This is a genomic window from Xanthomonas sp. 60, assembly GCF_011761925.1.
In genome coordinates, this window is sequence record NZ_JAASQW010000007.1 from 233241 (window position 1) to 243518 (window position 10278).

A 10278-nucleotide genomic window follows, 5' to 3' on the forward strand; every position below is an offset into this window, starting at 1 on the left:
TTGGCGGGAAGCGGCGGCGCCCCCCGTGCTTGGTGCACGATGGTGTCCGTGCGACGGGCCGGGCGTTGGGGCTGGGTGGGGGACGGCAGAAGCTGCGTCCTGCGTGCCTTGTTTCGTGCCCTCCATGGCGCTCAACACCCCCACCCACCCGCCGCGGCCCGCCAGCACGCGATTCCGCCGCCCCCGCCTGCACCGCCCTGCTCAGAAATCCACCCCGAGCGTCATGAAGAGCTGGCGCGGCGCGCTGGCGTGGATCGCATAACGCGTGCCCGTCGGGTCGGTCGGCGCGAACGAACTCAACTGCCCCGCATAGCGCTTGTTGGTCAGGTTAGTTGCGTTGAGGGACACCTTCACATCGCGCAGGCCGAGTCCCGGACCGAACGAGTAGCCCAGTCCCGCATCAAAGGTGGTCACGCCGGGTACCGACTGATCGTTGGTGTAGGTGTAGTAGCGCTTGCCGGTGTACTTCGCGCGCAGGCTGGCAAAGAAGCCATCGCGGTTCCAGCTCAGCTCGCTGGACGCCATGCGCTGCGGCGTGTCCACCGTGATCCGGCCCGCCACCGGCACCACCGCGCCGCCGGAGGTGTAGTCGTCCTCGTAGGTGGTCTTGTTCCAGGACAGCGCGTTGTACCACTGCAGGCCATCGACCGGCTTGAGGATGAACGTCAGCTCCGCACCGCGGCTTTTCACCGAGCCCACGTTGATGAAGCGGGTGATGCATTCCGGGCGTGTACCGACTTCGATGCTGGTGCACGGATTGAGCGAGAGCAGGCGGTTGTCGAACAACACGTGATAGACCGCCAGCGATGCCTGGTAGTGCGTGCCGAAGCTGCGGAAGCCAGCCTCGAACGTGCGCGATTTCTCCGGGTCCAGGTCATCCACGCTGGCGGCGAACGACGCCGGCGAAACCTGCAGCGGGCCCCCGCTGCCGCCGCCGACGAAGGCGGCGATATTCTCCGCATAGGAGGCGAAGAGTTCCTGGTCCGGCGTCACCTTGAAGCCGAGGCCCGCCTGCGGCAGCACGGAGTCCCGGGCGGTCAACGTACCGGAGGCGTAGCTGGCTTCCGTGCCCGGCTTCGCCTTGGCGGTCATGCGCGTATCGGGGCTTTTCAGGCCCACGTCCACGGTCAGGCGGTCATCGAGGAAACGCATGCGGTCCTGCACGTAGAACTGCCGCGTCCGGATGTCGAAGTCCTGGTCGAACAGACGGCGGTCGGGATGGTTGAGATAGGTGTCGTCGAGGAACGGGCCGTCGACGTAATAGAAATTCCGCTCGACATTGTGGTCGTTGCGCTCGTACCACAGACCGGCTTCCAGCTCATGGAGGCCGACGTTCCAGGTCAGCGCGGCGGTGATGCCCTGGCGGTTGATGGTGTAGTTGGTGCTGCGGATCGAGATCGGCAGCGCGCGGTCGGTGCCGGGATGCGAGGGCTGGCCGGGTGCCCACCAGTGGCCCTGTCCCCGGTTCTCATGGTGGTAGCCGAGCAGCTTCAGCGCCGATTCCTCGCCCAGGCGCAGGGTGGCGTCCAGCGCATAGAGGTTGTCATCGCGCAGTGCACGGCTCTGGTAGTACGCATCGTCGATGCTGTTGACGCCGCCGCTGAAGGCGCAGCGCGCAGGGTCGCGCGTGGCCGGTGCGCAGTACGCGGCGGCCAGCGCGCGGTCCCAGTCCGGCGCATAGATGTTCCAGTCGTAGCCCAGGCCGCGACGCAGCATGTCCTTGGAGAGATAGGCGTAGTTGGCCTGGCTCGCACGGGAGGTCGCGGCGAATGCACCGAAGCGATGATCGCCGACATTCCACACCGCCTTCGCGTTGAACTGCCGGGTGGTCTGGTTCTGGTACGGTGCGGCCCACATGTCGGCATCCTGGTGCACGCCGGACACGTACGCAGAGAACCCCTCCAGGTCGCCGGTGTCCACGCGCAGGTAGCCACGGCGCTGGTTGTCATCGCCCAGGGTCACGCTGGCACGCCCGCCCATTTCGGTGGCGGGGTCCATCGAGAAATACTGGATGGCGCCGCCCAGGTTGCTGGTGGACGCCACGCCAAGCGAGCCGATGCCCTGCGAAAGTTCAGCGCCGGCGAGGTTCTCGGCGATCAGGGCACGGGCGATGCTCAGGCCGTTGTAGTTGCCATAGCTGTTGTCGCCGAGCGGGATCCCGTCGAGCGTGTAGCCGAGGCGACTCTTGTCGAAGCCCCGCAGGCTGATGGTCTGCGATTCTTCGTTGGCGCCGAAGGCATCGTTGGACTGCACCGAGACGCCGGGCAGGCGGTCGAGGATCTTCTGCCCGCTGCTGCCGGGCGGCAGCACCTGCTTGTCCACCGCAGTGATGCGCTGGACCTGGCGGGTCTCGCCCTGGCCGATGACCGACACCGCGTCGAGCGTCTGCGCGGTCAGCGCGGTATCAAGGGCGGTGTCCGCGGTGTCCGCAGCGCGGACGGTCGTGGCGGCACTCAGTGCGACAGCCACGGCAAGGGTCAGGTATCGGGTCTGCATGTCGTTCCATTGCATGGGGAAAACGCCTGCGCGGTGCAGGACGGTCGCCACTATGCGGACTGGAAATGACGGCTTTTTGACGCGACGAAGGCAGTGTGCCGAACTGCGACGTGGTGCATGCTGCCGAGCGGTGCCCGGCAGCACAGCGCCCTCTCAGCCCATGTAAAGGCCACCGTTGACCGAAAAATCCGCGCCGGTCACGTACGCCGCTTCATCCGTCGCCAGCCAGGCGCACAGCGCGGCCACCTCCCCGGGTCTGCCGAGGCGGCGGACCGGCACCGAGGCGGCGAGACGATCCAGGACATCCGGTGGGAAGCCGCTGATCGACTGGCTGGCGATGTAGCCGGGCGACAGGGTGTTGACGGTGACGCCGCGTGCGGCGACCTCCGCTGCCAGCGCGCGGCTGAAACCCTGCATGGCCGCCTTGGCCGTCGCGTAGTTCACCTGCCCGATCTGCCCTTTGTGCGCGCTCACCGAACCGATGTTGATGATGCGACCCCAGCCCCGGCTGGCCATGCCCTCCACCACCTGTTTGCTGATGTTGAACAGCGAGTTGAGGTTGGAGGCGATCACCGCGTTCCAGTCGTCGGAGGTCATCTGCCGGAACAGCACATCGCGGCTGCCGCCGGCGTTGTTGACCAGCACGTCCACGTGGCCGACCTCCGAGCGCACCTTCGCAAACGCGGCAACCGTGGAGTTCCAGTCGGTGGCATTGCCCTCCGAGGCGATGAAATCAAATCCCAGCGCGCGCTGCTCGCGCAGCCAGCCCGCCCTGCGCGGTGAGTCCGGTGCGCAGCCGGCGACCACGGTGTGGCCCGAGCGTGCCAGCGCCTGGCATACCGCCGTGCCGACGCTGCCCATGCCACTGGTGACGTATGCGATGCGAAGGGTCATGGTCTTCTCCAGTTCAGTCAGGAAGGCGGAAGGCTCAGGCGGCCACCGGGTACAGTGCGAACAGCAGGCTGCCGAACATCAGCAGCAGGGAGATCATCACCGCCCATTTCAGGGTGAATTTCTGGTGGTCGGCGAACTCCACCTTGGCCAGCCCCACCAGCAGGTAGGTGGAGGGCACCAGCGGACTGAGCAGATGCACCGGCTGCCCGGCCAGCGAGGCGCGCGCCATCTCCACCGGCGTGATGCCGTAGTTGCCGGCGGCCTCGGAAAGAATCGGCAGGACGCCGAAGTAGAAGGCATCGTTGGACATGAAGAAGGTGAACGGCATCGAGGCCAGTGCGGTGATCACCGCCAGGTAGGGACCCCAGCTCTCCGGGATGATGGCCAGGAAGCTGTGCGACATCGCTTCGACCATGCCGGTGTTGTTGAGGATGCCGGTGAAGATGCCGGCGGCGAAGATCAGCGAGACCACCGAGAGCACATTGCCCGCGTGGTTGACCACGCGGCGGCGCTGCTCGGCCAGGTTGGGATAGTTGATCACCAGCGCGATGGCGAAGCCGACCATGAACAGCACCGGCATCGGCAGCACACCCATCACCAGGGCGACCATCAGCGCGGCGGTCAGGCCGAAGTTGACCCACAGCAGTTTCGGGCGCTTGGTGTCTTCGGCATCTTCCACCGTCGGCAGCGAATCACCGTCATCGGAGACACTGCCATCCATCCAGGAGCCGCCCTGCGGCAGCGTCACCACGCCCAGCCGGCGGCGCTCCTTCATGCCCAGGTACCAGGCCAGCGCGAGGATGCCCAGGCAGGCCAGGATCATCGAAGGCACCAGCGGTACGAACACATCGGCCGGGTCCACGTGCAGTGCGGTGGCCGCACGCGCGGTGGGACCGCCCCAGGGCGTCAGGTTCATCACGCCGCCGGCGAGGATCGTCACGCAGGTCATGTTGAGGGCGTTCATGCCCAGCCGCCGGTACAGCGGCAGCATTGCCGAGACCGTGATCATGTAGGTGGTGGAGCCATCGCCATCAAGCGAGATGAGCATCGCCAGCACGGCCGTGCCCATGACGATCTTCAGTGGATCGCCCTTGACCACGCGCAGGATGGTACGCACCAGCGGATCGAACAGGCCTGCATCGATCATCACGCCGAAGTAGAGGATCGCGAACATCAGCATCACGCCCGTCGGCGCGATCTTCTTGATGCCGTCGAGCATCATCCCGTCGAGCCCGGCGCCGAAGCCGCCGATCAGCGCGAAGACGATGGGAATGGTGATCAGGGCCACCAGTGGCGAAAGCCGTTTGCTCATGATCAAGTACATGAACGTAATGACCATGCCAAAGCCGAGGATGCTGAGCATCATCTGCGGACTCCTTTCGGATGAATGCGGGGAAGGAAGGGGATCAGAAATCGAACGCGAGACGACCGGTCACCGCCCGCGTGCGGTCGACGGTGAGGTCGGCCAGGCGGTCACGGTTGCGGCTCTGAATCAGGTTGAGCATGAAACGCAGGTTGTCGCGCAGGTACCAGTTGCCGCCCAGCGTCCAGGCTTCAGTGGTGCCGCGGCGCAGGTCGGGCAGGCCGTCGAGGTGCTGCTCGCCGCGCATCTGGTCATACCGCAGCGCCAGTTCGAAGGCGCCGGCCCTGTGGCGGATGTCCCTGATCCGCGCGAAGCGGCCGGTCTTCGCATCGTAGGCACGCGACTCACCGGTGACGAACCAGCTCACCAGGCCATAGCCGGCCGTCACGGTGCCGCGCTGCGCGCCGTCGTCGAAGCTGGCGCCGCTGAACTCGCCCTGCCAGGACAGTTGGCCGCGTACCTGCGCGTATTCCAGCGACCATTTGCTGACGTCGGTGTCGCGGCCTGCGGAAAAGTCGATGAGGGTCAGGCGGCTCGCATCGGAAAGGTGACCCGCCGGCCGGGGACGGATGCGCAGCGGTGAAACGCCCTCGCGGCCCGGCGTGTCATAGCGTTCGCGGGCCAGCGAGACGCCCAGATGCAGCACGTCGCCGGCCGCAGGGGAGGGCGCCCACGTGGCGCGTCCGCCGGCGGCACGACCCTTTACCTGCCAGGCGTCGATGCTCTCCAGGCTGTAGACGCTGACGGCCCAGGTGACGTCGCCCGGGTTGGCCTGCCACGAGGCACCCAGGCGATACAGCGGCGCCAGCGTGCTGGCGGCGTTGCCGCGCTCGAGCAGGCTGCCGTAGTTGGAACTGGTGCGGTCATCAAGTGAAAAGTACTGCTTGAACTGGCCCACGGTCAGCTTGCCGGCGTCGCCGAAGCCGCGGCTGATGTACACGTCCTTGGCCTCGACGCGGTCGCCGGAAAAATCGGCTTCGGCCTTGTAGTCGACCACGAAGAAGCGGCCGGATACGTCCACCCATGCACGTCGCACTTCGGTGTCATCCTTGTTCGGCGTGCCCCGGCGGTCGTTGTGGAAGTCGGCGAAATCCAGGTGCAGGCGCCCGCCGAGGGTGGCGGTGACCGGGCCATCGGCTTGCGCGGCGAGCACGGGCAGGGCCGGCAGGCCGGTGATCAGCAGCGCACACGCCACGGCGGTACGACGACAGGCGACGGACGTTTCCACGGACCCTCCCAGGTGCAATCGGATGCGAGGTCCGCAGTCTGGTTCCAGCAAGCTGTCATTCACCTGTCGTGGGTTTGTGCGCTGCAGCGTAAAAGGCGGCGTGGCGGGGCGCTTCCAGCCGCTCACGGGCCGACCCGGAGCAGGCACCTGCGTTAGCATCTGCGCTCCGCTATCCATTCCCCCGTTCGATGCGCCTGCTGCTGGTCGAAGACAATCCGGACCTGGCCGATGCCATCATCCGCCGCATGCGCCGCACCGGGCATGCCGTGGACTGGCAGGCCGATGGTCTGGCCGCGGCCAGCGTGCTGCGCTACCAGCGCTTCGACCTGGTGGTGCTGGATATCGGCCTGCCCAAGCTCGACGGCCTGCGCGTGCTGGCCGGCATGCGCGAGCGCGGCGATGACACGCCGGTGTTGATGCTGACCGCGCGTGATGGCATCGAAGACCGCGTGCAGGCCTTGGACGTGGGCGCCGACGACTACCTTGGCAAGCCCTTCGATTTCCGCGAGTTCGAGGCACGCTGCCGGGTGCTGCTGCGGCGCGCGCGCGGCCAGGCCAGCGGCATCGTGCAGATCGGGAATTTCCAGTTCGAACCCGCCGCGCACCGCGTCAGCCTGGGTGGGGAGGCCATCGATCTGCCGAACCGCGAGTTCCGCCTGCTGGAGATCCTCGTCGGGCGCCTGGGGCATGTGGTGACCAAGGACGAGATCGCCAACGGCCTGTTCGGCTTCGATGACGAAGCCGGCCCGAACGCCATCGAACTCTACGTAGGGCGCCTGCGCCGCAAGCTCGCGGCCGCGCCGCTGCGCATCGTCACCGTGCGCGGCGCCGGCTACCTGCTGGAGGGGAGCGAGGGAGAGGGCCCCGATGCAGGGCCGATGCCCTCCGGGCCGGCACCATGAAAGGAGGACGGCAGTCGCCGCCGTCGCTGCGGCGCACCCTGCTGGTGTACCTGGGCGCGTTGCTGGCGGTATTCGCCGTGGCTCTGCTGTTCGCTGCCCGCGATTACGGTCAGCGTGCCGCCAACCGCTCCTACGACCATCTGCTGGTGTCCTCCGCGCTGTCGATCGCCGATTCGGTCGCGCTGGTGGAAGGCCAGTGGCAGGTCGACCTGCCCTATGCCGCGCTGGATCTGCTGTCGATGGCCCCGGAGGACCGCGTCTTCTACCGTGTGGCCGACAGCCGCGGGCGCCTGATCACCGGCTATGACGACCTGCCGGCGGCGCCGGCGCGTCCGGGCACGCGGCCGCAGCTGTTCGATGCCCCCTACAGCGGAGAGACCGTGCGCTTCGTCGTGGTCGCGCGCAGCCTGGCCTCTGAAACGGCCCAGCGCGACGTGCAGGTGCAGGTGGGACAGACCCGGCGTGCACGCGAAGCGGTGGCACAGGACGTGGTCAACCGCGCGCTGTTGGCGATCGGCGTGCTCTCGCTGCTGTCGCTGGCGCTGGTGGCGCTCGGCGTACACCGCGCGTTCCGGCCACTGGTACGCGTGGAGCGCGAGCTGTCGCGGCGCGAGCCGTCCGACCTGCGTCCGCTGGATGCCCACGTGCCCCGCGAGATGGACCAGATGGTGGCGGCGTTGAACCGTTTCATGGCGCGGCTGTCCAGCAGCAATGAAACCCTGCGTGCGTTCATGGCCGAGGCCGCGCACCAGATGCGTACGCCGCTGGCCGCGCTGCGGGCCCAGGCGCAGCTGGCGCTCGATGACGACGATCCGGAGGACATGCGGCGCAGCCTGCAGGCCATCGAACGCAACGCGACCCACATGAGCCGCCTGCTCAACCAGCTGCTGAGCGATGCAAGCGTGATCCACCGGTCCAATGTGCCGCGCTTCGTGCCGGTGGATCTTGCCGGAACCGTGCGCCAGGCACTGCATGAGGCGCTGCCCCAGGCCGGTCCCCCGCCGCGCGTCCAGCTGTTGATGGGCGCCACCCCGGCATGGGTCCAGGGTGATGCCCTGCTGCTGCGCGAGGCGATCAAGAACCTGGTCGACAACGCGCTGAAACATGGCGGTGCGGGTGGCCTGCAGATCGCACTCACCGTGGAGGGCGCTCATGCGTTGCTGACCATCGCCGACCAGGGTCCGGGCATCGCACCGGGCGATGCCGAGCGGGTCTTCGAGCGCTTCGCTCGGGGTTCCGGCGCGGCACCGGGCGGCGCCGGGCTCGGGCTTGCCATCGTGCGCCGGGTGGTCGAGGCGCATGGCGGGCAGATCGACCTGAGCAACCGCCGCGAGGGCGGCCTGGTGGCCACCGTGCGGTTGCCGGTGCGTGCGCACGTGGAGGGTGACGGGACCGGAACGCCGTCGGCCGCCACGAACACTTCAAGGAGTCCGCGTTGATGGGCCGTCTGATCTGCCTGCTGCTGTGCCTGCTGCTTGCTGCGCCGGCCCCCGCCAACCCCGGCGACGTGCAGCGGTTTCCTGCAAAGGGCGAGCGCATCGCCCAGCTGCGCATCCACGGCAGCACGGATATCGAAGTCTTCGCGGTCGTCATCGCCGACTACCAGCGCCTGAATCCGGGTATCGAGGTGATCTACGAGGACATCATCACCCAGGATCTGCATGCGCGTTACCTGCGTGATCGCGGCGGCCCGTCCTCGCCGGACCTGCTGATCTCCAGCGGCATGGACCTGCAGACCAAGCTGGTCAACGACGGCCATGCACTGCCACACCAGTCGCCACAGACCCGTGCGGTACCGGCGTGGGCGCGCTGGCGCGACGAAGCGTTCGGGATCAGCTATGAGCCGGTGGTGATGGCCTACAACACGCGCGCACTGCCGGCTGCACGGGTGCCGCGCACGCGCCGCCAGCTGCTCGACCTGCTGCAGGCCAGTGACGCACCGCTGGCCGGACGTGTGGGAACGTATGACATCCAGCGCAGCAGCGTCGGCTATCTGCTGGCCACGCAGGACGCGCAGCGGGGCAGCATCGCCGGCGCACTGCTGGGCGCGCTCGGGGCCAATGCGGTGGTCCGCGAGGAACGCACCGGCGTGCTGCTCGACAAAGTCAGCAGTGGCGAACTTTCGCTGGTCTACAACGTCCTGGGTTCGTATGCGCAGGCGCGCATCGACCATGGCGCCCCGCTGGGCATCATCGAGCCGGAGGACTACACGCTGGTCATGCTGCGCACGGCCGTCATTCCGCGCACCAGCCCGCATCCGGCGCAGGCGCGCCGCTTCCTCGATTACCTGCTCTCGGCACGTGGCCAGCAGGTGCTGGCACGCGAGGCACGCCTGATGCCGATCATCGGCGATGCGACCGGCGGCGGACAGGCGGGCGCACAGGGGCCGGGGCGCAACCGCCGACCGATCCAGCTGGGGCCGGGTCTGCTGGTCTACCTGGATGCCCTGAAGCGGCGCCAGTTCCTGGATGCCTGGGTCAGCAGCCTCAAGCCGGCCAAGGCCGCGACCCCCGCCGCGCCGGCGCGGCACCCGGCGCCGCGGTGACGTGCCACACTTGCTGCCATGAGTGACGTGAACCTGCTGGTCGCCGACGACCACCCCCTGCTGCGTGCCGCCGTCGTGCAGTCGCTGCGCCAGAGCCTGCCTCACCTGCAGGTGCGCGAGGTCGCCAGTGCCGAGGCATTGGAGCAGGCGCTGTCGGCCAGTGCCGACGTGGACCTGGTGCTGCTCGATCTCACCATGCCCGGGGCGCATGGATTTTCGGCACTGCTGCACGTGCGCGGCGCGCATCCGGACATTCCGGTGGTGATCCTGTCCTCCAACGATCACCCGCGGGTGATCCGCCGCGCGCAGCAGTTCGGCGCGGCGGGGTTCATTCCCAAATCGGCGCCGCCGGAGACCATCGGCGAGGCCGTGCATGCGGTGCTGGACGGCGGGCTGTGGTTCCCGGCGATGGCGGCCGAACGCTCCGATGCCGATGCGCTGCTGGCCAGTCGTCTGGCGCAGCTCACCCCGCAGCAGTTCAGGGTGCTGCTGTGCCTGGCCGATGGCCTGCTCAACAAGCAGATCGCCCATACGCTGGGTCTGGCGGAGAACACGGTGAAGGTGCATGTCACCGCCATCCTGAAGAAGCTGGAATGCGTGAGCCGCACGCAGGCGGCGGTGCTGGTGAAATCGCTGGAGCCGGAAGGTGATGCGGGTGCCGGGTTCGTTTGAGGCTGGCCGCGGCGCGGCGGGCGGGGTGGTCTGGGCGAACGGCTGAGCCCCTCCGTGGTGGACGCATGAGCGGTTACTGGGTTTGGGCCGGGCGGTGGGGTTGGGTGGGGGACGGCAAGAGCCGCTCCTGCGGGCCTCGCTTCGCGCCATCCATGGCGCTCAACGCCCCCACCCAACC

General features: G+C 67.9%; 7 protein-coding genes and 1 pseudogene. 4 read left to right on the top strand and 4 right to left on the bottom strand.

The genetic code is table 11. The features are described 5' to 3' along the window. Positions 1-201 precede the first annotated feature (201 nt). The 4 genes from FHY09_RS14685 to FHY09_RS14700 all read right to left on the bottom strand — a co-directional run bounded on the left by FHY09_RS14685 (position 202) and on the right by FHY09_RS14700 (position 5930). Entirely contained in the window at positions 202-2496 is a 2295-nt protein-coding gene (locus FHY09_RS14685) for a TonB-dependent receptor domain-containing protein (protein ID WP_166927638.1), read from the bottom strand. A 153-nt stretch (positions 2497-2649) separates the two neighbouring features. After that, entirely contained in the window at positions 2650-3390 is a 741-nt protein-coding gene (gene phbB / locus FHY09_RS14690) for an acetoacetyl-CoA reductase (RefSeq protein WP_166927639.1), read from the bottom strand. A gap of 34 nt (positions 3391-3424) precedes the next feature. After that, positions 3425-4753, bottom strand: a complete 1329-nt coding sequence (locus tag FHY09_RS14695; RefSeq protein ID WP_166927659.1) for a CitMHS family transporter — start codon at positions 4751-4753, stop codon at positions 3425-3427. Positions 4754-4796: 43 nt separating this feature from the next. Continuing rightward, positions 4797-5930 carry an OprO/OprP family phosphate-selective porin gene (locus FHY09_RS14700; protein WP_456362829.1) on the bottom strand — a complete coding sequence of 378 codons (1134 nt, stop codon included), beginning with the start codon at positions 5928-5930 and terminating at the stop codon, positions 4797-4799. 239 nt (positions 5931-6169) lie between these two features. On the opposite strand from FHY09_RS14700, the gene FHY09_RS14705 reads away from it, so the two are divergent. From FHY09_RS14705 to FHY09_RS14720, 4 genes and pseudogenes are all read left to right on the top strand, one after another. Beyond that, positions 6170-6883 (top strand): response regulator transcription factor, encoded by a 714-nt coding sequence (locus FHY09_RS14705; protein ID WP_166927640.1) that lies wholly within the window; start codon positions 6170-6172, stop codon positions 6881-6883. Then, positions 6880-8247: pseudogene (locus tag FHY09_RS14710) on the top strand (sensor histidine kinase N-terminal domain-containing protein); the annotation flags it as partial. The gene FHY09_RS14705 and the pseudogene FHY09_RS14710, both read left to right, overlap by 4 nt. A gap of 74 nt (positions 8248-8321) precedes the next feature. Further along, positions 8322-9428 (top strand): ABC transporter substrate-binding protein, encoded by a 1107-nt coding sequence (locus FHY09_RS14715; protein ID WP_166927642.1) that lies wholly within the window; start codon positions 8322-8324, stop codon positions 9426-9428. An 18-nt stretch (positions 9429-9446) separates the two neighbouring features. Further along, positions 9447-10100 (top strand): response regulator transcription factor, encoded by a 654-nt coding sequence (locus FHY09_RS14720; protein ID WP_166927643.1) that lies wholly within the window; start codon positions 9447-9449, stop codon positions 10098-10100. Positions 10101-10278 lie beyond the last annotated feature (178 nt).